At 41.6% G+C, this 23,292-nt stretch carries 27 protein-coding genes and 1 riboswitch; of the genes, 20 read left to right on the top strand and 7 right to left on the bottom strand.

Annotation, left to right across the window (positions count from 1 at the left end; genetic code table 11):
* Positions 1–45: 45 nt before the first annotated feature.
* The 5 genes from AKA01nite_RS07920 to AKA01nite_RS09305 all read left to right on the top strand — a co-directional run bounded on the left by AKA01nite_RS07920 (position 46) and on the right by AKA01nite_RS09305 (position 3,665).
* Positions 46–483 carry a DUF1801 domain-containing protein gene (locus tag AKA01nite_RS07920; RefSeq protein ID WP_146924783.1) on the top strand — a complete coding sequence of 146 codons (438 nt, stop codon included), beginning with the start codon at positions 46–48 and terminating at the stop codon, positions 481–483.
* Between the two features lie 136 nt (positions 484–619).
* Positions 620–1,969 (top strand): D-serine ammonia-lyase, encoded by a 1,350-nt coding sequence (gene dsdA, locus AKA01nite_RS07915; RefSeq protein ID WP_146924782.1) that lies wholly within the window; start codon positions 620–622, stop codon positions 1,967–1,969.
* Between the two features lie 231 nt (positions 1,970–2,200).
* Entirely contained in the window at positions 2,201–2,863 is a 663-nt protein-coding gene (locus tag AKA01nite_RS07910) for an undecaprenyl diphosphate synthase family protein (protein WP_146924781.1), read from the top strand.
* Between the two features lie 67 nt (positions 2,864–2,930).
* Positions 2,931–3,485: a guanylate kinase gene (locus AKA01nite_RS07905; protein ID WP_146924780.1), complete on the top strand. Its 555-nt coding sequence runs from the start codon at positions 2,931–2,933 to the stop codon at positions 3,483–3,485.
* 12 nt (positions 3,486–3,497) lie between these two features.
* The gene (locus AKA01nite_RS09305) at positions 3,498–3,665 is read left to right on the top strand and encodes a hypothetical protein (RefSeq protein WP_186805142.1); all 168 of its coding nucleotides are present in this window, start codon (positions 3,498–3,500) and stop codon (positions 3,663–3,665) included.
* A 45-nt stretch (positions 3,666–3,710) separates the two neighbouring features.
* Here AKA01nite_RS09305 and guaC read toward each other — a convergent pair whose 3' ends face one another.
* Positions 3,711–4,742, bottom strand: coding sequence for a GMP reductase (gene guaC / locus AKA01nite_RS07900; RefSeq protein WP_146924779.1), 1,032 nt, complete (start codon positions 4,740–4,742; stop codon positions 3,711–3,713).
* A gap of 197 nt (positions 4,743–4,939) precedes the next feature.
* Here guaC and AKA01nite_RS07895 point away from each other — a divergent pair, with 197 nt between their 5' ends.
* Positions 4,940–5,644, top strand: coding sequence for a phosphatase PAP2 family protein (locus tag AKA01nite_RS07895; protein ID WP_186805141.1), 705 nt, complete (start codon positions 4,940–4,942; stop codon positions 5,642–5,644).
* Positions 5,645–5,695: 51 nt separating this feature from the next.
* Here AKA01nite_RS07895 and AKA01nite_RS07890 read toward each other — a convergent pair whose 3' ends face one another.
* Positions 5,696–6,829 (bottom strand): NAD(P)/FAD-dependent oxidoreductase, encoded by a 1,134-nt coding sequence (locus tag AKA01nite_RS07890; protein WP_146924777.1) that lies wholly within the window; start codon positions 6,827–6,829, stop codon positions 5,696–5,698.
* Positions 6,830–6,896: 67 nt separating this feature from the next.
* Between AKA01nite_RS07890 and AKA01nite_RS07885 the strand changes: the two genes are divergently transcribed.
* From AKA01nite_RS07885 to AKA01nite_RS07860, 6 genes are all read left to right on the top strand, one after another.
* Positions 6,897–7,343, top strand: a complete 447-nt coding sequence (locus tag AKA01nite_RS07885; protein ID WP_146924776.1) for a hypothetical protein — start codon at positions 6,897–6,899, stop codon at positions 7,341–7,343.
* Positions 7,344–7,912: 569 nt separating this feature from the next.
* Positions 7,913–8,965, top strand: a complete 1,053-nt coding sequence (trpX, locus tag AKA01nite_RS07880; protein ID WP_146924775.1) for a tryptophan ABC transporter substrate-binding protein — start codon at positions 7,913–7,915, stop codon at positions 8,963–8,965.
* A 16-nt stretch (positions 8,966–8,981) separates the two neighbouring features.
* Positions 8,982–9,863: an ABC transporter permease gene (locus AKA01nite_RS07875; protein ID WP_146924774.1), complete on the top strand. Its 882-nt coding sequence runs from the start codon at positions 8,982–8,984 to the stop codon at positions 9,861–9,863.
* Complete coding sequence (locus AKA01nite_RS07870) at positions 9,860–10,624, top strand: ABC transporter ATP-binding protein (RefSeq protein WP_186805140.1); 765 nt, start codon at positions 9,860–9,862, stop codon at positions 10,622–10,624. The genes AKA01nite_RS07875 and AKA01nite_RS07870 overlap by 4 nt, the downstream gene beginning before the upstream one ends.
* 454 nt (positions 10,625–11,078) lie before the next feature.
* On the top strand, positions 11,079–11,414 hold the full coding sequence (locus AKA01nite_RS07865) for a nuclease-related domain-containing protein (RefSeq protein ID WP_146924773.1): 336 nt from the start codon (positions 11,079–11,081) through the stop codon (positions 11,412–11,414).
* 38 nt (positions 11,415–11,452) lie between these two features.
* Positions 11,453–11,989 (top strand): hypothetical protein, encoded by a 537-nt coding sequence (locus AKA01nite_RS07860; protein WP_146924772.1) that lies wholly within the window; start codon positions 11,453–11,455, stop codon positions 11,987–11,989.
* A 136-nt stretch (positions 11,990–12,125) separates the two neighbouring features.
* On the opposite strand, the gene AKA01nite_RS07855 is transcribed toward AKA01nite_RS07860, so the two are convergent.
* The 4 genes from AKA01nite_RS07855 to AKA01nite_RS07840 all read right to left on the bottom strand — a co-directional run bounded on the left by AKA01nite_RS07855 (position 12,126) and on the right by AKA01nite_RS07840 (position 15,653).
* Entirely contained in the window at positions 12,126–12,980 is an 855-nt protein-coding gene (locus tag AKA01nite_RS07855; protein ID WP_146924771.1) for a MetQ/NlpA family ABC transporter substrate-binding protein, read from the bottom strand.
* Between the two features lie 35 nt (positions 12,981–13,015).
* On the bottom strand, positions 13,016–13,702 hold the full coding sequence (locus AKA01nite_RS07850) for a methionine ABC transporter permease (protein ID WP_146924770.1): 687 nt from the start codon (positions 13,700–13,702) through the stop codon (positions 13,016–13,018).
* Positions 13,695–14,432 (bottom strand): methionine ABC transporter ATP-binding protein, encoded by a 738-nt coding sequence (locus tag AKA01nite_RS07845; protein WP_146924769.1) that lies wholly within the window; start codon positions 14,430–14,432, stop codon positions 13,695–13,697. The genes AKA01nite_RS07850 and AKA01nite_RS07845 overlap by 8 nt, the downstream gene beginning before the upstream one ends.
* Positions 14,433–15,137: 705 nt before the next feature.
* Complete coding sequence (locus AKA01nite_RS07840) at positions 15,138–15,653, bottom strand: type 1 glutamine amidotransferase domain-containing protein (RefSeq protein ID WP_146924768.1); 516 nt, start codon at positions 15,651–15,653, stop codon at positions 15,138–15,140.
* A 182-nt stretch (positions 15,654–15,835) separates the two neighbouring features.
* On the opposite strand from AKA01nite_RS07840, the gene mgsA reads away from it, so the two are divergent.
* The 3 genes from mgsA to ald are packed head-to-tail and all read left to right on the top strand — an operon-like array spanning position 15,836 to position 17,636.
* Positions 15,836–16,258 carry a methylglyoxal synthase gene (mgsA, locus tag AKA01nite_RS07835; RefSeq protein ID WP_146924767.1) on the top strand — a complete coding sequence of 141 codons (423 nt, stop codon included), beginning with the start codon at positions 15,836–15,838 and terminating at the stop codon, positions 16,256–16,258.
* A gap of 40 nt (positions 16,259–16,298) precedes the next feature.
* Positions 16,299–16,499 (top strand): hypothetical protein, encoded by a 201-nt coding sequence (locus AKA01nite_RS07830; protein WP_146924766.1) that lies wholly within the window; start codon positions 16,299–16,301, stop codon positions 16,497–16,499.
* A 24-nt stretch (positions 16,500–16,523) separates the two neighbouring features.
* The gene (gene ald / locus AKA01nite_RS07825) at positions 16,524–17,636 is read left to right on the top strand and encodes an alanine dehydrogenase (protein ID WP_146924765.1); all 1,113 of its coding nucleotides are present in this window, start codon (positions 16,524–16,526) and stop codon (positions 17,634–17,636) included.
* A gap of 67 nt (positions 17,637–17,703) precedes the next feature.
* On the opposite strand, the gene AKA01nite_RS07820 is transcribed toward ald, so the two are convergent.
* A complete protein-coding gene (locus tag AKA01nite_RS07820; protein ID WP_146924764.1) occupies positions 17,704–17,925 on the bottom strand; it encodes a DUF378 domain-containing protein in 222 nt (73 codons plus the stop codon).
* Positions 17,926–18,168: 243 nt separating this feature from the next.
* Between AKA01nite_RS07820 and AKA01nite_RS07815 the strand changes: the two genes are divergently transcribed.
* From AKA01nite_RS07815 to AKA01nite_RS07795, 5 genes are all read left to right on the top strand, one after another.
* Complete coding sequence (locus AKA01nite_RS07815) at positions 18,169–19,839, top strand: formate--tetrahydrofolate ligase (protein WP_146924763.1); 1,671 nt, start codon at positions 18,169–18,171, stop codon at positions 19,837–19,839.
* A 12-nt stretch (positions 19,840–19,851) separates the two neighbouring features.
* Entirely contained in the window at positions 19,852–20,499 is a 648-nt protein-coding gene (locus tag AKA01nite_RS07810) for a cyclodeaminase/cyclohydrolase family protein (RefSeq protein WP_146924762.1), read from the top strand.
* A 13-nt stretch (positions 20,500–20,512) separates the two neighbouring features.
* Positions 20,513–21,364, top strand: a complete 852-nt coding sequence (locus AKA01nite_RS07805) for a bifunctional 5,10-methylenetetrahydrofolate dehydrogenase/5,10-methenyltetrahydrofolate cyclohydrolase (protein ID WP_246117011.1) — start codon at positions 20,513–20,515, stop codon at positions 21,362–21,364.
* A 21-nt stretch (positions 21,365–21,385) separates the two neighbouring features.
* On the top strand, positions 21,386–21,955 hold the full coding sequence (locus AKA01nite_RS07800; protein WP_146924761.1) for a 5-formyltetrahydrofolate cyclo-ligase: 570 nt from the start codon (positions 21,386–21,388) through the stop codon (positions 21,953–21,955).
* 51 nt (positions 21,956–22,006) lie between these two features.
* A riboswitch (THF riboswitch) is annotated at positions 22,007–22,103 on the top strand.
* Between the two features lie 124 nt (positions 22,104–22,227).
* The gene (locus AKA01nite_RS07795; protein WP_146924760.1) at positions 22,228–23,181 is read left to right on the top strand and encodes a folate family ECF transporter S component; all 954 of its coding nucleotides are present in this window, start codon (positions 22,228–22,230) and stop codon (positions 23,179–23,181) included.
* The last annotated feature ends 111 nt before the right edge of the window (positions 23,182–23,292 follow it).

The raw sequence follows: 23,292 nt of genomic DNA, 5'->3' as shown, positions 1-23,292 counted from the left end.
ACTAGATGAAATGTTATATTAAAATAAACAACGGAAGGTGTAAAAATGTATAAACTTAAAACGCAACCGACAGATAAAAGTGTGGTGTCTTTTATTGAAGCAATCGAACATCCAGGAAAGCGCGAAGATGCTTTTAAACTTTTAGATGTTTTTACGGAAACAACAGGAATGCAACCTAAAATGTGGGGGAAGAGCATCATCGGATATGGGGCTTACCACTATAAATACCAATCGGGACATGAAGGAGATGCAATACTGGTGGGATTCTCTCCCCGAAAAGCCCGGATCAGTCTGTATTTTCCGACTGGTTTTGACAAGCGTGATGAATTATTGAGAATCTTTGGCAAACATAAGACAGGTAGAGCGTGTGTGTATGTAAACAAGTTAGCAGATATTGATATAAGTGTACTGAAAGAACTGATTGATCAATCTATAAAATATCTGACAGCAACATATGATGAAGAAAATATTCCTAAAAAATAATTTTAGCGTACTTGTAATTTTTTACATTATCTTCTGATTAGAAGGCAATACCGATTATTTTTCAGTTTAATGTAGTATGCTATAATAGTAGAGCTGAATACGATTTAAAATAATAAAAATAGAGAGGGAGCCAGTAATGACGGACAAAGATGTGAGTAAATTAATTGAAAAGACACCCTTGTTAAATAAAATAAAACAAAATGAAGAGGTATTCTGGAAAAACACCATGAGGATGCCTGCTGAAGAAGCAACAGCAGAAACTGACTATTCCAAAGATGATATCCGAGATGCAAAAGAGCGACTCGAGCGTTTTGCACCCTTTATTGAATTAGCCTATCCTGAAACGTCAGATTTAAAAGGCATTATTGAATCTCCAGTATCAGAAATATCAGAAATGAAAAAATATCTAGATGAAACCTTGAATGAAGAAGTTCCGGGGCGTTTGTGGCTGAAACGTGATGATCTTCTGCCGATATCGGGAACGATCAAAGCTAGAGGAGCAATTTACGAAGTGCTGAAACATGCAGAAACACTGGCACTCGAACACGGCTATCTAAAAGATACGAATGAAGATTATGCAGTATTTGCCAGTGATCGAGTGAAAAAGTTCTTTTCGGGATTTAATATCACTGTCGGGACGACTGGGAATTTAGGGATCAGTGTCGGAACAATGGGGCGGCAACTAGGTTTTGACGTAACTGTACACATGTCAGTCGAAGCGAAAGGCTGGAAGAAAGAGTATTTAAAGAACATTGGAGTAGAAGTGATTGAACACGATACAGACTTCTCTAAAGCTGTAGAAAAAGGCCGTGCTCAATCAGATGCTGATCCTAAAAGTTATTTTGTTGATGACGAGCACTCAGTCGACCTGTTTTTAGGTTACACTGTCGGCGGCTTCCGTATGAAAGAACAAGTGGAAAAGGCAGGGATCAAAGTTGATTCAGATCATCCATTGTTTGTATATCTTCCTTGTGGTATCGGAGGGTCTCCCGGTGGCGTGACCTTTGGTTTGAAACAAGCTTTTGGTGACAACGTCCATTGTTTCTTTGCCGAGCCGACAAAAATGCCCAGCATGATGATTGGTCTGATGACTCAGCAGTATGATGCCTTGTCTGTCTTTGATTTTGGCTTAGGCGGATCAACAGTTGCAGATGGTTTAGCTGTTCCGAGAACGTCTGGTCTAGTATCAAAAATCATGCAGACATTCTTCAGCGGAGGCTACACACTCAAGGATGAACACTTCAAAGCATTATTGTCTCAATTGTACACGAGTGAAGGTATTTTTCTTGAACCGGCAGCCGTTGCCGGAATCATCGGTGCGCACCGTCTGATTCAATCTAAAGATGGTCAGTCTTATATAGAAGAAAATAAACTTAAAGATAAAATGAAACAAGCCACGCATCTAGCCTGGGCAACCGGCGGCTCAATGGTACCCGCTAAAGACCGGGAAGCCTTTTTGTTCGACGCAAAGAATTATTCTCTGTAAAAAATCGAATAAGTTATAAAAATAAACCCGGTACGTTTTATCCATTGATAAGTCGTGCCGGGTTATTTTGGTTAGGCAACCATTCATTTTTTAACTTTTTAAGATGATAAAGGAAATATCTAAGGGAATTCTAGCGATATAGTTGATGAATAGAGGTTAAAAACGGTATGATAATACTAACAAAACTTTACAAGTGTCTGAAGTTTGAATTAGAAGGAGACGGATAGATAAATGGTGAAATACAAACGCTTACCCAAGCACATTGGTGTTATCCCAGATGGAAATAGACGCTGGGCTGTTACTAAGGGGATGAAGAAACAGGATGGGTACGATCATGGTATTGGACCCGGTATGAAACTTTATGAAGCTTGTCTTGAGATGGGCGTGGAAGAAATGACTTATTATGGATTTACCATGGATAATGTCAAACGGCCCGCACTTCAGACGAAGGCTTTTCAAAAAGCATGTGTAGACTCCGTCAATGCCTTAAAGGGAAAAGATGCGGATCTACTTGTTTTAGGTAATACAGATTCCAAAGTTTTCCCAAAAGAGTTGCTTCCTTATGCAAATAAGCGGACAAAATTTGGAGAAGGCATAATGAAAGTGAATTTTCTGGTCAATTATGGCTGGAATTGGGATTTAAATCATGCACTGAAGGAAACAACCGAAGAAACCTCAGTTGATATCACAAAAATGATTGCGTCCCGTGATGTTTCCCGGATGGATATGATTTTAAGATGGGGCGGACGCCGTCGATTAAGTGGCTTTTTACCTGTTCAGTCGATTTACTCAGATATTTATGTGTTCAATGATCTATGGCCGGATTACAAAGAAGATCATCTGCATGAAGCGCTGTCCTGGTACCAGAAAACGGATGTTACTTTAGGTGGTTAAAATATAAAGCGAAAAAGGACGAGTTATAAGGCAAAACTAAATAAGTGATAAGAAAGGTAGGATAGTGATGCAGGGAAAACGGATCATTGTAATTGTAGGACCAAGCGGTAGTGGTAAAACAACGTTAGGAGAAGAGCTTTCCAAGTTAGGCTATCCTAAACTTGTCACGACGACCACACGTAAAGAGCGTGAAGGAGAAATTGACGGGGTAGATTATTATTTTAGAAACAAGGAAGATTTGGATCCGGATAATTTTATTGAACAGACCATCTATAATGGCAATCTCTATGGTCTCACCAAAGCTGAAGTGCAAAAAGCATTGATCCACCACCCAATCGTTCATGTTTCTTTAGATAAAAACGGAGCAAAAGCGATGCAGGCAGTATATCCTGATGAAACCTTTGTTGTTTTTGTTCACGTCTCTGAAGAAGAAATGAAAAAACGCATGCGAGCCAGAGGCGACAAAGAAAGCAAGATCTCAGATCGAATAGAGTTCAGCCGGTCGATCAATGAATTGACCCCGCCGGATGATGTTGACTTAATTATCGAAAACAAAGTCGTAGAAGACAGCGTCCAGCAGATACTGCAAACGATCCGTGAAATCAATCAGAAAACAGAGTGAGAAGGTTAAATGATGGATATCGATCCAAAAACGATCGTCACCGTGCCGTTTTTTACGCTGATCATTTATTTGTTGTTGAGTCTATTTATCGACCTGCCTTTTTGGGCACTGTTTATCGCCTTATTTATTGCATTCTTGTATATGATCATTGTTATTGTCGTTGAATTGTTTAAAAAATAAAAACACTATCAGCAATAAAGGCTGATAGTGTTTTATTTAAAATAATTAAGCGTTGAAATTGCTTGAAGCATAGCTGTCTGGGATGTCAATGCCGCTCGCATTATAATGTTCGCCATTCATGATCGAGCTTTTAACAATCACATAGTCTACTTTTCTCAGTGCTTCAACATCGTTACCACCGGCATAAGAAATAGAAGACTGCAGATCTTGCTTCATTTCGAGCAAAGTGTCTGCTATGTCACCCTTATATTCTGTCAGCATTTTTTTTCCTTCAACGTTGCGTCTTTCGCCTTTTTGATGTGACGAGGCACTACCGAAATATTCTTTGTAAGTTTTTCCATTGATTTCAATCGTTTCACCTGGAGACTGTTCGTGCCCAGCCAGCAATGAACCAATCATGACCATGGTTGCACCGAATCGGATGGATTTGGCAATATCGCCGTGGGTGCGGATACCCCCATCAGCAATCAAGGGTTTTCTTGCGGCTTTACTGCATGAAGAAAGTGCAGCAAGCTGCCAGCCTCCCGTACCAAAGCCAGTTTTAAGTTTTGTCGTACAGACTTTCCCAGGACCGATCCCAACTTTGGTAGCGTCAGCACCCGCGTTTTCAAGTTCGCGTACTGCTTCTGGTGTCCCAACATTACCGGCAATCAAGAAGGTCTGTGGTAAGAAACTCTTGACATGTTTGATCATATCGATGACCTGGTCTGAATGTCCGTGGGCTACATCGATAGTAATATAATCTGGAATCAAATTTTCTTTATCCAGTTCTTTAATAAAATCATATTCATAATCTTTGACACCAAGACTGATAGAAGAAATCAGCTGCTTTGTTTTCATCATTTCAATGAAAGCCTTTCTGGCATATTCCTCAAAACGATGCATGACATAAAAATAATTGTTCTCAGCCAGCCAAACTGCAAGTGCCTCATCGATGACCGTCTGCATATTTGCCGGAACGACCGGAAGATCGAAGGTGTGTTTTCCAAGTGTTACTCTGGTATCGCACTCTGATCGGCTTCTGACGATGGATTTAGCTGGAATCAACTGGATGTCTTCATAATCAAATACTTTCATTTCATATCCCTCTATTTTCTGTCAGTAGTGACAATTTTTGGGGAAGCAATCTTTAATATTAAAGATTCCCTGACTCACTCTACACAACTGGGTCATTGAAGTCAATGAGAGAAACTGAAAACAAATGCATATCGATTGAAATTTACCAGGATAATAGAGATGATAGAAGTAATGACTTACCTGAAAGGACTGAAAAGATGGATACCATAAAAAATTTTATATTGAAACATTTTGGAACACCTAAACGTCTTTTTACTTTAGGACTTTTGATGACGATCCCTTTTTTACTGCTTGTATGGATCAGTTTTTACGACTGGGGCTTTGTGGGCAAACTCGACCAAGTGATCGGAACTGAATTTTATGAGGAAAGAGAATCCCTGTTGAATTCTGTATTCATTTTCATTACACGACTTGGTGACGGCTGGTTTATTGCTCTCTTGACCGTTGTTATATCAGGATATGCCGGCTTTTATAAGAAGAACAAGCAAATAGCCTGGTGGTATTTGATCACTGTGAGTTTGGGGGCCGGTGCATTAAATCAGATCGTGAAATTCATTTTCCAGCGGGAACGTCCGAGTGGCTTCGACCCTCTGATTGAACAGGGCGGGTATTCATTCCCCAGTGGTCACGCGATGGGATCAATGATCGCGTATGGCGCCTTACTCTTTCTTATCATCCGAACCTATTCTAAATGGAAAGTGATTCTGCCTGCTACTATCATCATCATCCCACTCATCGCTTTGATCGGAATCAGCAGGATTTATTTAGGCGTCCATTTCCCATCCGATGTTATTGGTGGATATTCGTTAGGATTAGCAGTACTGGCTTTCAGCTTAGGCATATACAGTTTGTTCTTGACGAAAAAGGAAATCAGAAATCCAGTCGATACCAAAGGTCAATGATAATAAGAAAAAAGCAACCCTTCAAGAAAATCATTCTTGAGGGGTTTTTAGTTACCTTGTTTTTTTGACGTATTGATTGATTGGATAATCTTCAAGCGGCAATGAGGTTTTTCTGTTTAAAACGAGTTCTGACAGACATTTGCCCACAAGGGGACCCGCTGTAAGCCCTGTCGATCCTAGCCCACTCGCTGCGTAAACATTTTCCAGCTCTGGGACTTCCCCCATAAATGGAGCAAAGTCAGACGTATACGCGCGTGTTCCTGATCGATAAGATGTAATGGAAGAGCTGCTGAAATGATCGGAAAACGAATGCGAGGCTTCTTTGATCATGGCAGACAATGTTTCTTTTTCAATTTCCAAATCGAAGCCTTTATCATTTTCGTGGGTAGCACCAATAACAACAGAACCTCCTTCGAAAGGTATAATGTCTCGCTCACCTTCAGGCATAATGACAGGCCAATCCTCAGTTTCATATCCATTCAATGCCACTTCCACCAGTTGTCCTTTCTGTGGACGGACATCGACACTATAGCCGAGCGGTTCCAGTAGTTTTGGTAACCAGGCTGCAGCTGCAAGAATGACAGTGTCGGCTGAATCCTTCTTGCTACCATAAGAAATGGCATAAGCGTGATTATTGCGTTCAAGTTTGACCTGTTCGCGTATCAACCTGGCACCGTTACTGACTGCTTTTTTTAGTAAGAGGTCGACAAGTTTTTCACCATCGACCCGTGCCCCTCCAGAAGCATAGAGCGCTGACTTGTTTTTAGTATAGATTGGAACCAACTCTTTAATTTCTTGGGGAGAAAGTATAGCAAGTTCTCCTATCTCAGGCGCATGTATTCGTCTTTTCAAACCGATGTCAAAAAGTTCTTTTAGCTGTTTATCTTTATGTTTAAAAAGGAGTGTTCCCACGCGTTTATATACACTGGAAGGAACTGATTCACCATCCATAACACTATTTAAAAAATCAGGATAAAAGGCCGCACCTTCTTTGACCATGTTATACCATTTCTTGTTGCGTCGTTTAGACAACCAGGGGCTGATGATTCCTGCAGCAGCCGAGGTTCCTTGTCCTGTTCCTTCGTCATAAACCGTTAAATCGATGTGTGGTTCTTTGCTTAAAATATAGGCGGCGGAAGCTCCCACAATGCCGGCACCGATTATGGCTACTTTCTGTTTAGTCATGTTTCTGCACCTCTTTTATTCTGTTACGTTTTATTTTAACATGAATCTGGAGGCAGTAAATTGATTATTGACACAAACAAGACTTTTAACTAAGCTTAGACTACTGATAAAGGGAATGATTCCAGAAGAAGGAGAGAAATCCATGGGTTTTGTTGATGTTTTTATTGTTATTTTGACGCTGGCAATTTTTTCGCTGGAAGTTGTCAGTATGAGAAAGGCAAGCCAAAAAGCTTATGCATCGCCTTATGTAACAATGTTCAGAGGATTAAAAGTCGCTGCTTTATTGAAAGAAAAAGAGGTCAAAGACGAGAGGATCAAAAAAATACTCATTATAAATAGTGTAGTGAAAATTTTTCTGCTTCTAGTTCTGATCACGTTGTTTTTTTCCAGACGCTTTACCGGTGATTATGAACTGGTTATAAGCTTTACTGCTATAGGCACATCCTTTCTAGCACAGTGGCTAGTCGACTGGCGCATTAAAAAAATAGTGAAGCAAGCAGAGTTGACCGGGTAAGATTCTGCTCCCTTACGAGTGGGATTCAGAGGATAGATTTATATTTTAAAAAAATGGTTTTTCAAAAAAACACACAAATCAGAGATTAATGGTTGACGAATGACAAAAGACTCTGTAATATGAGAAATACATTAGAGATAAACGAAGGAGAGGTTCGCATGTATACACAATCTGCTGGTTCTTATAAATTGAATAATGCTTGGCAAAGCTGGCGAAGATCGTTGTATAGATGATAGGATCTTTTTCTTTCATGGATACAACGTTTAGATCAATCTAAATTTTGTATCTATGCCGGCTTGTTTCTGATGCTTTATTTGAGTTTACGCCACATAGATGACAACACCATCTGTGTGGTTTTTGCTATTTATATAGGCAATTTCCACGACGAGAGTTTTTATATTCGTGGAAGTTGCCTTTTTGTTTTACCCAATTTTTTGAAAAAGGGAAAAGCAAACCGTTTTGACTGTTGTTTTTTTACATAGAAAGGATTGATGCAGATGCTATCTGACTGGGAATGGTTCGCTGGAAGTTGATATAAAAAAATTAAAATGTGAGAGGAATGTTAGAAAATGAAAAATAAAAAATTAATGATCGTATTGGGAGCACTTGCTTTACTATTGGTTGGGGTATTTACTTTTTCGATAGGCGATTCTGAAAATAGCGCCGATTCTTCAAATAAAGACCAAGTAAATGAAAAAATATCAGAAAACACTGACGAGCAGAAGGCTGTTGTCGTGGGAATCCTTCAAACAACGAGTCACCCTGCACTGGATGCCATTACTGAAGGAGCAAGAAAGGGTCTGTCGGAAAATGGTTATGTGGAGGGAGAAAACGCTGAAATCATTTTCCAGAATGGCCAGGGCGATCAGAATTTAATGAACACAATGGCCCAGTCATTGATCGAAGAAGGGGCTGATATCCTTATAGGTATCGGAACACCAGCCAGCCAGGCTTTCGCGAATGCCACGGATGACCTTCCGATCATTATGGGCGCTGTCAGTGATCCAGTAGGGGCCGGCTTAGTTGACTCAGAAGAAACCCCCGGGAAAAATATTACCGGCGTCAAGGATCAGGCTCCAGTTCAAGCACAGCTTGACATCGTGCTGGAAATACTTCCCGAAGCATCCGATATCGGGGTCTTATACAGTTCAGGTGAGGATAACGCCCGAGCAGAGGCAGAGCGTGCCATCAATACATTGGAAGACTACGATTTGAATCCAGTTATCTATAAAGTGTCCAGTACAAACGAAATCAAACAGACTGTTGCGACGATGGCTCAGGAAGTGGATGCGATCTACTTGCCGACGGATAATACCATTGCCAGTGCTTTTGATACCGTTGTTAAAGAAGCGAATCGCTATGACGTGCCGCTTATTCCGACGGTTGATTCCATGATCGCTCAAGGCGGACTGGCTACAGTAGGGATCAATCAGATGGATACAGGCGTTGAAAGCGGTCGAATCGCTGCCGAAGTACTGGATGGGGCAGATCCAAGTGACTATCCCGTCTATATTTTGAACGAGGGAGATAAACTGATCAATACTCAACAAGCAAAATTACTGGGTGTAGAGATCCCACAAGCACTACTGGATGAAGCAACGATCATAGAACCGGGCAACTAAGAAAGGAAATCAGCACATGTTTATATCGGCAATCGCACAAGGCTTTTTATGGACCATCTTAGGTATCGGCATTTTCACCACTTATCGAATTTTAAAATTTCCGGATTTAACTGTGGAAGGATCCTTTCCGCTCGGAGCGGCTGTAGCTGTTACGGCGATCGTATCGGGCATCCCTCCCTTTCCGGCAACATTACTGGCGATCCTGGCAGGGATGGGAGCGGGACTTGTGACCGGTCTTCTTTATACTAAAGGGAAAATACCTGTCATCCTGTCTGGTATCCTTGTCATGTCGGGGCTGCATTCGGTTATTCTGTTTGTCATGCAGCGTCCGAATTTAAGCTTGCTGAATTATCCGAAACTTTACGATGTGTTTACCGGCCTGCCGAACTACTTTGATGTGATCGTCGTTGGCATAATCGCTCTCGTTATAGTCATAAGTGTTCTGCTGTTCTTCTTTTATACGAGTAAAGGCCAAGCCTATATCGCAACGGGTGACAACGAATCGATGGCGCGTTCACTTGGGATAAAAACGGATAACATGAAGATTCTGGGACTGGTCTTTGCAAACGGCATTACTGCATTGTCAGGGGCACTGATCGCCCAGGACAATGGCTATGCGGATGTGAATGGCGGCATAGGTATCATCGTCATCGGCCTGGCTTCCATTATTATTGCAGAAGTCCTTTTCAAAGAAGTGACTTTGGGCGAACGACTGATCACGATCATCATCGGGAGTGTGCTGTATCAGCTGCTTCTTCTAGCTGTTATTCAGTTAGGCTTTGATACGACTTATATCCGCATCTTCAGTTCGACGATCCTGGCATTATTCCTCATGACGCCCCAGCTTCGTAAAGGGTTGAATTTGTCTAAAATCAGCAAAGAGGAGGGACAGCATTGAAAGAATTGTTGGAATTGAAAGATGTAACGAAAACGATCCAGAACGAATCAGACATGAACAATACGATATTGGATCATGTCGACTTAACGATCGAACAAGGGGATTTCATTACAGTACTTGGCGGCAATGGGGCCGGCAAGTCAACCTTGTTCAACAGCATATCGGGCTCTCTTTCCGTGACGAGCGGCCAGCTTGCTTACAAAGGAAAGAATGTGACGCATTGGTCCGAAGAAAAGCGCGCACGTTTCGTGGGACGCGTTTTCCAGGATCCTAAAATGGGAACTGCTCCACGCATGACAGTGGAAGAAAATCTTCTTCTGGCCTTAAAAAGAGGGAAGAAGCGGCCTTTTTTACCGAGGAAGTTGAAAGAGAACCGGAAAGACTTTGAAAAACTTTGTGCGTCAGTCGGCAACGGTCTTGAGGATCATCTCGATACACCGACGGGTCACTTGTCAGGTGGACAGCGGCAATCGCTCAGTTTATTGATGACTACTTTGACAAAGCCTGATCTATTGCTTTTAGATGAACATACTGCTGCCCTGGATCCGAAAACTTCGAAACGTCTGATGACTTTAACGAACCAGATGATCCAAGAGAAAGACTTGACTTGTTTAATGATCACGCACCGTATGGAAGACGCATTGACTTATGGTAATCGCTTGATTCTGATGGAAAACGGGAAAATAAAGCTGGATTTGAATGAAGAAGAGAAAAATAAGCTCACACTTGAGGATTTATTCATACTTTTTGAGAATGAATAGCCTCTATTAGTGTTCGAGGTAGGTATGAATGCTTTACATCAGTTCACTAATTCAGTCTTTCAGGACGACTTATAAGACGTAGGTTCAACTTCAGCAGACTCAGCCAGAAAATTATTTGAGTTGTATGATGTATCCCTCACATCGGCAGACTCAGCTAGCGATTCATTTGAGTTGTGTGATGTAAGGCTCACATCGGCAGACTCAGCTAGCAATTCACTTGAGTTGTATGATGTACCCCTCACATCGGCAAACTCAACCGAAAAAAACTATGAGCCGTCCCGAATGTGACTTCCAATACCACGAACCTCATAAAAACAGCTAATTCCAAGAGCTCTAATAAGGTCTCGAATAGGCAGACGTGCCTATTCGTTCATTCTTGAAAGTTCTTTAAAAAAATTCAAGAAAAATAATGATTTTTTTATTATTTGGCTAATATTATTAGTGAGGTGAAGTGATGAAGATCATTAAAAAAAGAGAAAAGTCAAAATTACTCATTGGTTTAAATTATTTAGATAAAAGGACAAAGCTGAACGATTCAGATAAGCGATATTTGATCAATCTGGAGAAAGGCTTTAAAGGAGAGGAACAATTTGACGCACTTGTAAAAAAATATCTTATCGGTGAAGCTCTTGTCCTAAATGATTTGCTGATAGAAAGTAAAGGGAATACATTTCAAATCGATGCACTAATTATCACTACGGATACACTTTATTTATATGAGATAAAGAATTTTAAAGGCGATTTCCAAATGAACTTGGCCAACTTTCTTATACAAGCGGTCAGGAAATAAGGAATCCTTTAATTCAGCTCAAACGTACCAAAGAACTTTTGCGTCAACTGGTTAAAGAATGGGGTGGATCGTATAGAATCGAAGCAAACGTATTATTTATTAATGATTCTTTTACTCTATACAATGCCAGTCTGGAAGATCCAATTATTTTCTCGACACAAATCAAAGAAAATATAATCCAATTAAATGCCAAGTGTAAGCGACTGACAAAACACTGCCACTATCTAGCCGATAAACTCATCGACAGGCACAAGGAAGAGTCCCTTTTTCAAAAACAGCTCCCCCTATACAATGTCGAAGATTTAAAAGCTGGCGCATCTTGTTCTTGTGGATCGTTTGAACTGATCATTACTCAACGTTCGTGTTACTGCAAAGTCTGCTACAAGCAAATAACGATAGAAGAACTGATTTTTGATAATACAAAAGAATTCAGTTATTTGTTTCCACAACATAAAGTAACCACAGCCGCAATTGATGATTGGTGTGGAAATAAATTGAGCCATAGGAAAATACGGAATGTTCTCCAGAAACATCTGGTTGCGTCTGGAAAAAACAGCGGCACTTATTACAAATGAACAAGAGCAATTGATTAAAACTGAAAAAGCAGTTCGTATACCATACGTAAAGGTACACGAACTGCTTTGTGCTATTATATGTTCTGATATCGATGCATCTATCCATGTCTTTTTAAAGGCATCACGTCATCAGCGTTTATTCTCCCGGTTCAAAGGCGGGTCTCAAGTGACCATTTTCGGATAACTCATCCAAGAAGTCGTACACTTCCTGACTGGTCATGGCGTCAACCAAGGCTTGAATTTCTTCAGAGTCCTGATTATCTTCACGGGCGATGAGCGTCTGGGCAAAACGGTTTTCTTCGTCTGCTTGCAAGACTACAGCGTCTTCCGGTGTTAAATCAACGTTTGCGATATAGGTCGGGTAGTTGAATACGAGTTCCACGCCATCTTCATAAGCAGCGGTCAAGTTCAGTAAATCCACATGTGTGAAAGTGAAATTGTAGGGATTCTCAACCACATCAGTATCTGTTACTTCTGATTTGCTGACATCCGGATCCAATGTGATCAAATCATGTTCTTCAAGCGTCACCAGCGCCCGCGCTTCATTGGTCGGATCGCTCGGCACTGCGACTTCTGCGCCGTCTTCGATGTCTTCAACGGAGTCATAGACTGGAGAGTAAAAGCCGACGATAGCATTATAAATGGGCTGGATCGCCACTAGATTACCGTCACGCTCTTTATTGAACATTTCCATGAACGGTTCGTGCTGAGCAAAGTTGGCATCCACTTCTTCATTCAAAAGCGCTTCGTTATACTGGATATTATCTGATACTTCGACCAGTTCGACTTCATAACCGTCTTCGATCGCATCTCCGGCCAGTTCCACCACATCGGTCATTGGCGGAAGGTGAGAAGCCACGCGGATCGTGACTGTTTCTTCGGTATTTTCCTCGGTTCCTTCATTTGCAGTGTTTTCTGATGAGTCATCTGCTGCCCCGCAGGCTGACAGAAGTAAAGCCGCCGTACTCAAAAATAACCCTTTTTTAAACATAATTATCGTCTCCTTTATAATAAGTAATGATTTATTTAGCGTTTATCTAATCTTTTTGCCAGTTTCAGACCAAGCCACTGGAATAATTCGACCAGCAAAATGATCAGAACGATTGCTGTGTACATAATATCTGTTTCATATCGCTGATAGCCATAGCGGATGGCAAAGTCGCCGATCCCGCCTCCACCGACTACGCCCATGATCGTGGAATAGGAAACGAAACTGATGGCCGCCGTTGTAAAGCCTACGATCAGACTGCTGCGTGCTTCGACGTAAAGAAATTTCCAAACGAGCTGCCAGGTGGTTGCACCCATGGACTGCGCCGTTTCAATGATCTCTCTAGGAATATCATTCAGCGACTGCTCCACAAAACGCGCATATAAAGCGATCGCAATCACGACCATGGGAAAGGAAGCCGCAACGGGGTCGCCTGTTGCGCGCCCATAAACCTCACGAATGAAAGGCTGCATGGCAACAACTAAAAGCAAGAATGGAAAAGACCGGATAATATTGACGAACGCATTCAAGATACGATTGAGCAGGCGGTGTTCCATCGGCCGGCCGGAACTTGTCAGATAAAGCAGCGTACCGACAGGGATCCCCAGCAATATAGCTGCCAGCATGGCGAAGAAAAGCATGATGCCGGTCTCGCCTAAACTTTCCAGCATGCGCGGTAGATATTCAGCGACACGTTCGAGGTATAGTCTGACGTTTTCAACCATTGCTCAACACCTCGATCGCACGTTCGTGATAAGGTTTGTTTTCAGCCGGTTCAGTTGACGGATTCACATCGAGGATAGTTTTAAGTTCTCCTTTTTCCAGGACCGCGACGCGTTGACACAAGGCCTTGACAACGGGCAAGTCATGCGTCACGACAACGATCGTCATATTGAACGCCTTGTGTGCTTCCTTCAGGACCTGAACGATTTCTTCAGCCGTACTCTGATCTAAAGCAGACGTCGGCTCGTCACACAATAAAATATCAGGCCGCGTGACCAAGGCCCGGGCGATCCCCACACGCTGTTTCTGACCGCCACTTAGTTGTGAAGGGTACTGATCTTTTTTATCTTCCAGTCCTACGAAATTCAAAGCTTCGTCTACAGTGAGGTGCACAGAATGACTATGTATTTCCAAAGGTAGACGCACATTTTCAGCAACTGTCTTATTATTCAGCAAATTGAATTGTTGAAAAACCATGCTGATGCGTTTCTTCAAGGGCCTTAATTGTTTATTTTCCAGAGTTGAAAGCGTGATCCCTTCAACGTCCACTGAACCTGACGTAGGTTTTTCCAGAGCATTGATCAGGCGAAGTAACGTTGATTTCCCTGCACCGCTTTCACCCACGACACCGAAGGCTTCACCTTTTTGAATCGCGAAGGAGATATCCGATAAAGCAGGAAATGTGTTAGTTATCTCTTGAAACGTTTTTGACACACTATTGAATTCGATCATTTGTGCTCTCCTTTGCACCGAACATTAAAAGAATTAAAGGTCAGTACTAAAAATACCAACATATCTCATTATAGACAGTAGGGGTCGAAAGTGCAAATAGATAATAGTCATACTTTTCTAAAATAAATAAAAAATTTGAAAACAACAAAAAACACTAACTGCCTAAGCAGCTAGTGTCAAAAAAGGAGTGGAAACCAGCGCTTGGAGGAGCGCGGTTACCATAAAATAAGTTGGTTGTTGTGGGTATGAATTCATTATAGAAAATAAATTTGAATTATTTATGATGAAGGCGTGATAAAGGTAAGACTTTTACTGTCTATGTTTAAAAAATGTAGTCACAGGGACCAGTCGAAAACATAAAAATGGTAGAAAGCACTTTAGTTTTCTACCCCGAAGTCTCTGATCGACACGTTTTGACAAAGAAACATAAAAAAACACCTTTTCCTCTAGAAAAGGTGCTTTTGGGGATAAGACTAATGTCTAATATATGTCATTTGAGAAAAACCATTCAATCCGGGGAGAATGAATAATGGTCTCAAATAATCTTCTTTTCAAAGGTGATACAAACGTCTCGGGGGATCCTTCTGTACCAGCTTTTTGGGGAGAAAAGAAATGTGTACTTATTTTTCCACTCTTTAATTTTACCAAAACATAACAGCTTAATCCTTAAAAATAACTAAGGATTAAGCTGTTATAGATTATAATTTACTCACTTAGAGATTCAAGGATCGCTTTATTAAAGGCAGGCAGGTCATCTGGCGTACGACTGGAAATCAGACCGGACTTATCTTTAACCACTTCTTTGTCCAGGAAGTTTGCGCCGGCATTCTTCAGATCAATAGCGACTTGACTGACTGACGTGATATCCTTACCTTCCACAACCTCAGCATTTATCAATAATTGAGGGGCGTGACAAATCGAAAAGATAGGTTTGTTGTTTGCAAAAGCTCGTACAAATTTCAGGAAACGCTCATCTTTACGCAACTTGTCTGGGGAATAGCCGCCAGGAATCAATAACGCATCATAATCGTCCGGCGATACTTCATCGATTCCTTTGTCAATGGTGACCGAGGCATTCCCTTTTTTGCCTTCCACGGTTTCACCAGCTTCAAATCCTATCGTTTCAACGGTGTGTCCATTTTTTTCCAGTTCTTCTTTAGGAGAAGTGAATTCAACGTCTTCAAATAAGTGAGTGAGTACTGCTGCAATTTTTTTAGCCATGGCTAAATATCCTCCTTTATTATTCTTTCTTCAGTGTATCGTTAGTGTTTTATTAAAACAAGTAAAAGGGTTTATGAGGTATGGTCTAAATCGCCCAATGGTTATTATTAAAGATTGTTAGACTTTTATGTTATAATTATTACGGATAAACTTTAAGTTTCTGTTTTTGGGGGAGGTAAACGTTGAACATTGCATTGATTGCACATGATAAAAAGAAAGATGATATCGTAAAAATCGCTAAAGCTTATCAATACATTTTGGATAAACATAATTTATATGCCACCGGAACTACAGGCAAGCGAATCATGGATGAAACGGGACTGGATCTGCATCGCTTCAAGTCAGGACCGCTTGGAGGAGATCAGCAGATCGGTGCTTATATTTCAGATAACAAAATGGATTTAGTGATCTTTTTACGTGACCCATTGACATCTCAAGCCCATGAGCCGGATATTTCTGCTTTGCTCCGCTTGTGCGATGTTTATGAGATCCCACTGGCAACGAATATGGGGTCAGCTGAAGTGCTGCTTCGAGGACTGCAGGCTGGTTTTTATGGCTGGCGAGAGATTACAAGGGGAACAGAACGTGATCGTTTACATTTTTGATGAGGAATCCCTTAGCTTTATTCGCTAAAAGGAGCTAGCCATGTTGATTGTTATTGGAATAGTTTTAATTGTCTATGGGTGTTTTTCGTTCAAGTATTCTGATAGATGGGTGACTAATGCAAATAAACAAAAATCAGGAACGAGGTTTCCCGAATGGTTTCCTTTGCTGATCAGAATCGGAGCCATACTGTTTATGATAATCGGAATATTGCTGATCGTGACTTACGTTTTAGTCTTATAAAAATAAAGAGAGGATTTTGTAGATATGATTATCGGATTACCTAAAGAAATCAAGAATAATGAGTTTCGTGTGGCGTTAACACCGTTTAACGTTCAACGTTTAGTTTCAGCAGACCACGAGGTTTTAGTTGAAAAAAGTGCTGGAGAAGGCAGTGGCTTTACAGATGAAGAATATGCTGAAAGTGGAGCAAAACTGATCGACTCAGCAAAAGAAGTTTGGGACAGCGCTGAAATGATAATGAAAGTCAAAGAACCACTGAAAGAAGAATACAAATATTTCCGCAAGGATCTTATTCTCTTCACTTATCTCCACTTATCAGCTGCGCCTGAACTGACAAAAGCTTTAGTGGATAATGGAGTTACAGCGATCGGTTACGAAACAGTCACCAAGGATGGAACTTTACCTCTTCTAACGCCTATGAGTGAAGTAGCCGGGCGTATGGCTGTTCAATTAGGCGCTCATCACCTTGAGAAAAAACAAGGCGGTAAAGGATTGCTGCTCGGGGGTGTCCCTGGCGTCGAACGTGGTACAGTAACGATCATCGGCGGCGGCGTTGTAGGTGAAAACGCAGCACGTATGGCTGTCGGTATGCGTGCGAATGTCAATATACTGGAACTGGATCCAGACCGTAGGCGTGAACTGATCCGCATGTTCGGCAGCGATGTTCAAACCTTGGCATCCACCCCGTCAAATATTGCAAAAGCTGTTGCAGAATCAGATCTGGTTATTGGTTCAGTACTTATCCCAGGACGTAAAGCTCCTAAATTAGTTACTGAGGAAATGATCAAGTCTATGGAAAAAGGTTCCGTTATTGTGGATATTGCAGTAGATCAGGGCGGCAACTTTGAAACATTGAATGAACCAACGACTCACGACGAACCAACATTCATTAAACATGGTGTCGTTCATTATGGTGTGGCGAATATACCAGGAGCTGTTCCTAAGACTGGAACACTTGCTTTAACAAACGATACGATTCTGTATGCACTTCAGCTGGCTAACAAAGGCGTCATTGAAGCAATGAATGCTAATGAAGGTTTAGCTGCAGGTATGAACGTTTATAAAGGTAAAGTAACAAACGAAGCAGTAGCTAATGACTTAGATTATGACTACAACGAATTATCTTCACTTATTTAACCAATCAGATAAAACAAAAAGACAGGGCGCAGAAATTTTCTGTGTCCTGTCTTTTTAATCTTATATACTATCTGTCTTTCAACCGACTGCCACCTCGTGGAGTGAAAGAATAGTATTTAAAGCACCATAAGGCACTCAGTCCAATTAAAATATAAACGATACGCACACCCCACTGATCCGGGTCGCCCAGTAAGGTTTCCACGATGTTAAATTGAAATAATCCAATAAGTAAAAGGTGAATGCCACCAAAAATGAGTAGAGTCAGCGCTGCACGATCTATTATTTTCACTATAGGTCCTCCTTTATTAACTTCTACCCTTATCATACGGAATTTAAACAAAAATGTCGATTGTTTCTTATTGAAAATCACAATTATAATTATTGCAGCCCCATTCAGCGTAATAGAAATTTAACTGTTTTTAGTGGGGGATGATGAGACCTATGGTATACTGAATGAAACACAGTATATATACTTTTAATGGACTGAAATAGAAAAAGCGATCTATGGTGCACCTATTACAGGAGGGATAACATGTCTAAACAAGATATCGAAATAGCACAATCCACAGAAATGCTCTCAGTAGATGAGATTGCAAGAAAATTATCGATCGACACCAGCACCCTTGAACATTACGGGAAGTATAAAGCCAAGGTTGATTTTGATGCTTTGCATACTACTGAGAAAAAGAACGGCAAGCTGATTTTGGTCACGGCTATCAATCCCACACCAGCCGGTGAAGGAAAAACGACCATGTCAGTAGGTCTGGGTGATGCGCTGCAGAAAATCGGCAAAAAAGCAGCGATCGCTTTACGTGAACCTTCTTTAGGTCCTGTATTTGGTGTTAAAGGGGGTGCCGCGGGTGGGGGACATGCGCAAGTGATACCTATGGAAGATATCAATCTGCACTTTACGGGAGACCTTCACGCGATAGGTGCAGCTAACAACCTTGTGGCCGCTATGATAGATAATCATATATATCATGGAAATGAACTGGATATCGACCCCAGACGTATTATGTGGCGACGTGCGATGGATATGAATGACCGGCAGCTTCGCTCGATCGTCAGTGGTATTGGCGCCAAGACAAATGGTATGCCCAGAGAAGGCGGGTTCGACATCACTGTGGCCTCTGAAATCATGGCGGTCTTGTGTCTGTCCCATTCTTTAGATGAGATGAAAGAAAAGCTAAGTCGCTGTCTCATTGGTTATACTTTCAACAATGAGCCAATCAAGTTAGGAGACATTAATGCGCAAGGTGCTGCAGCAGCCTTGTTGAAAGATGCGTTAAAGCCTAATCTGGTTCAAACTCTCGAACATACACCTGTTTTCATTCACGGGGGGCCTTTTGCCAATATCGCACACGGTTGTAACAGTCTACTGGCGACTAAAACAGCTCTTTCTCATGCTGATTATGTGGTAACGGAAGCTGGATTTGGTGCTGATCTGGGAGCTGAGAAGTTTATTGACATTAAATGCCGTCTGGGCAATATCTCCCCTGACGCTGTCGTCATTGTGGCTACGCTTCGTGCACTCAAAATGCATGGTGGCGTCAAAAAAACGGATCTGTCCAAAGAAAATAATGAAGGGCTAAAAGCAGGGATCCCGAATCTTTTAAAACATATCGAAAACATTAAAAAAACATTCAGCCTGCCTGCAGTCGTCGCCATAAATGCTTTCCCTGATGATACACAGGAAGAGTTGGATATTCTAAAAGAGACGATCCAAGCTGCAGGAAGTCGCGTCGTGCAGTCCAATGTCTGGGCTGAAGGCGGTAATGGCGGGATTGAGCTAGCCGAAGAAGCGGTCAGACTGTGTGATCAGGATACAGAAATGACTTTTGCATACGAATTGACGGACAGCATTGAAACAAAAGTAGATAAAATCGTCCAGTCTGTCTATGGAGGCAGAGGTTCCGAGTGGAGTGTGGCAGCGAAACGTACCGCCAAGCGTTTAACAGCACTTGGTTACGCTGATTTACCGATCTGTATGGCGAAGACGCAGTATTCCTTATCAGATGACGCTAAAGCCCTGGGTAGACCCACTGATTTTCTAGTCAATATCCGTGAATTGTCTGTCTCTGCTGGCGCAGGGTTCATCGTTGTGATGACAGGAAACATCATGCGGATGCCCGGCTTGCCTAAAGTGCCTGCAGCTGAACAGGTGGATGTGGATAACCTGGGGAAAATCACTGGATTATTTTAAGGAGCGAATCATATGAAAGATGAAACATTTTCCGCTTATTTAACTGAATTAGGGTCGAAAGACGGTAGTTACGGAGGAGGAAGTGCCGCTGCTTATGTTAGCGCTATGAGTGCTTCTCTCATACGCATGGTAGCGGATGTTCAGAAAGACAAAAAAAAGTATGCTGAAAACGAACATGAATTAAAAAATCTTTTAAAAGAATCAGAACGTGTCAGAGAAAGGCTTGAAAGTTTAGCACAAGCGGATGCGCTGGCTTTTGAACCAGTACTTATGGCTTACAAACTTCCTAAAGAAACAGAAGAAGAAAAAAAAGTTAGACAAAAAACTATTGAAGAAGCTTTAAAAGGCGCTGTAAAGCCTCCCTTTGACCTGATGGAAGAAGCATCAAACCTCATCCGCATGTTGAAAAAAATGGTCGCTTTTCGTATGAAGGGAACCATCGTCAATGACCTGATGGTGACAGCTTTATTTATGGAATGTGTCTTGGAAACAGCTGCATTAAATGTCACGATCAATACAAAGCTGATGAAAGATAAAAAGGTAAGAAACGATTTAGAAGAAGAGGCAAAATGCCGTCTGACTCAGAGAAAGCAGGAACTGACTGAACTGACCAGATCGATCCGGTATTTTCTTGAACATGATGAATGGCCTGATTTTTAATAGGAGGGGACATATGGCGATTGAATTAAGTGGAAAACCTGTGGCCGAAAAATTATTGGAACAAACATTAAAAACCGTTGAAGATTTAAAGAAAACCGATTGCTTTCCCACCTTGGCTATCATCCGAGTAGGAAATGAACAGTCCTCCATTTCGTATGAAAATGCGGCAATCAAAACAATGCAGCGTGTGGGCATTGCTGTGGAGTCCATGGTGTTTGACGAAGCGGCGTCACTTGAAACAGTCATACAAAGTATCCGTGACTTGAATCAGAATAAAAACGTACACGGCATCCTTGTGATGCAGCCTTTGCCCGAGACTTTCTCTCGGTACAAGGTGGCGCGATGTGTGGATCCTACAAAAGATATCGACGGAATCACGCCTTTAAATCTTGGACTCATCGTGGCGGAGGCCACACACACACTTGTCCCAAGCACACCGAAAGCCGTCATGGCGCTTTTGGAGTATTATGATATCTCACTTGAAGGCAAAGAGGTGTGTGTGATCGGCAGTAGTTCAGTAGTAGGAAAACCCTTGACGTTAATGCTTTTAAATGCTGAAGCGACAGTCAGTAATCTGCATGTCAAGACAAAAGATATAAAGCTTTACACGCAAAAAGCAGATATCGTTATTTCTGCAACAGGAGTAGTGGAATTATTGAAAGCAGAGGACATCAAAGACGATGCGGTCGTGATCGACGTAGGATTTGGCTATAAAGACGGCAAGCCAGTGGGAGATGTCAGGTACAAAGAAGTGTCAGATAAAGCTTCTGCTGTGACCCCAGTTCCTGGCGGCATAGGTGTCATTACTACAGCAGTATTAGCATTTCAAGTCGCACAGGCTTCCTGGAAACAGTGTTCAGACTAACTTTGAAAGGAGGAGAGTCATATGGGGAAGAATGAATTACGCAAGGGCATGCTGGTTTCTTTGGAAAAAATTGGAATGATTGAGAGAAAGAAAACAGAGAAAGCCATGCAGGAAAATCTGTTTGCCTCATCCCTGTGGAAAAATGCTGAAATGATTGGGATTACTCTCTCTACAGGGAACGAATGGGATACCAAAGCAATCATTGAAAAAGCCTGGGTGGAAGGTAAGCGTGTATGTGTTCCTAAATCGATTCACGCTAGTCGGGCGCTCCACTTTTATGAAATAACTTCATTCAAACAGTTGGAAAAAGGCTACTACAACTTAATCGAACCTATCGTGAACAAGACGAAACGGGTAGAGGCTATTGGCATCGACTTAATGATTGTTCCTGGACTGATTTTTACACGGAAAGGCTACCGGATCGGTTTTGGTGGGGGATTTTACGATCGTTTTCTGAAAGACTTCCCTCACACCACGGTTTCACTCCTGCATTCGAATCAGCTGGTGGAGTCCTTTCCTGTTGAGTCCTTTGATATTCCGGTTCAGTATCTCATTACTGAAGTCGGATTAATGCGTGCTGAAAAAGTTTAAAATGACTTGTGCTTGTAACTAGAGCAGATGACCCTTATAATAACCTTGGAAGAAAGAGTAAGAGAAAAACGTTAAGTGCTAGGCGGATGGGATGTTGCCGCTAGACGAAAAAACCTCGGTTTTGCGATTTTTCTCTGCATCCGCTTTAAAACTGAATAGTTTTTTGGCGAGGACTCTTTAATTTGGCTGCTTGACTTTAAATAAGCAGTCCAATTACCTTTTGCAGTAAATTTTTCTGCTGTGAAAGTATGAATTAAAGGAGATCTTCGAATATGAATGAAGCACCGAATAAAATGGATAGACAACGTATCAGATGGGATTATATTTTTATAGGCCTTGTGGCGCCTTTTTTACTTTCTATCGCGATACCTTTTTTACGCTCTGTAAGTGGTTCGATGGGGGCGAAATACTTTGTTGATCAATATGACAACTGGGTAATGGTTTTAACTGACAGTGTTTACCTTTTTGTTTTTACTGGTCTTTTATTTTATATAGGTATTTATTTTTACAAGCGTTTAGAACAAGAGAGTATGCTGATAGGTCTGCTGCTGGGTTTTTTGCTGACTGGAGCTGCTTATTTTTTATTCCTGCAAAGCGAAATACTGGGTTTGCAAGGGATGTTCAGTGGGAACGGCATCATTTACGGGATTGCCTTTCTATTTTATGGCTGGATGCTCTTATACCGTGTCATGCAGCTTTCCAAGTGGAACTTAAATACAAAAGGATTAGCGATTGTTGGAATATTGATGGCCATGGCGATTGCTCTGGGGCGTGTTGGCATTACAACCCCTATCGTGCGGATCACCTTTTCGTTTCTTCCTAATGCTCTTATCGGGATGCTGTTTGGCCCCTGGGTAGCTGGAGTGGCTGCGGCCTTGGGAGATCTTTTAAGCTTTATTATCGGGGGCGGCGTTGGAGGCTTCTTTCCTGGATTTACGCTATCTGCCTTTTTAGGAGGCATATTCTATGGCTTATTTTTACACAAAAAGAAAGTTACGAAAAAACGTGTTTTATTTGCGGTTGCCTTCAATACACTCTTTGTGAATCTGACGTTAAATACCCTGTGGATCTATATCTTAACGCAAAATCCTATCGCTGTTATTTTGCCGCCGCGACTCCTGCAAAATGCAGTGATGTGTGTTGTGCGTTTCTTGAGTATCTGGTTTATCGCAAACAATAAACAGCTCCGTCGTGTTTATATGAAATACTCGACTGCAAAAAACTGATCGATTCAATAGGAAAGAGGCTGGACATCCGTCCAGCCTCTTCATTTTTAGGGCTTAAGTTGAATGCTTAGGCATATTAGTTCCGGTATCGGTTAACTCAAGAGGAATAAA

This window comes from Alkalibacterium kapii (genome assembly GCF_007988865.1).
GTDB classification, from domain to species: domain Bacteria; phylum Bacillota; class Bacilli; order Lactobacillales; family Carnobacteriaceae_A; genus Alkalibacterium; species Alkalibacterium kapii.
The sequence above is the reverse complement of the archived record's forward strand: the minus strand, read 5'-3'. Positions and strand labels throughout refer to the sequence as shown.